Source organism: Polynucleobacter sp. AP-Latsch-80-C2 (genome assembly GCF_018882185.1).
Classification (GTDB): Bacteria; Pseudomonadota; Gammaproteobacteria; order Burkholderiales; family Burkholderiaceae; genus Polynucleobacter.
Genome location: NZ_JACVOY010000043.1, coordinates 1 through 266, shown reverse-complemented (window position 1 = coordinate 266; position 266 = coordinate 1). Strand labels below are relative to the sequence as shown.

Annotated in this window: 1 protein-coding gene; it reads left to right on the top strand. The window is 47.0% G+C overall.

What is annotated here, in order from left to right; translation table 11 throughout:
- Positions 1–266: autotransporter-associated beta strand repeat-containing protein (locus tag ICN47_RS12790; protein WP_216220291.1), on the top strand; the 266-nt coding region annotated here is incomplete at both ends.

Below are 266 nucleotides of genomic sequence, written 5' to 3'. Positions count from 1 at the left end.
CGGTGTTACTCTGACAAAAGCAGGAGTAGGTATCCTCACTCTGTCAGGTGCTAACACCTATGGTGGCGCTACTACTGTCAATGCCGGTACCTTACAAGTGAGTGGTAGTGGAACTGTAGGCAATACCAGCACCTTACTGACCCTAAGCAGCGCTACTTTAGATTTACAAAATGCACTGACGATCGGCTCTTTGTTAATGACTGGCACTAATCCAGCCATTACTAATACTGCGGGTACCTCTAGCCTGACAGTTAACGGTACTTCAA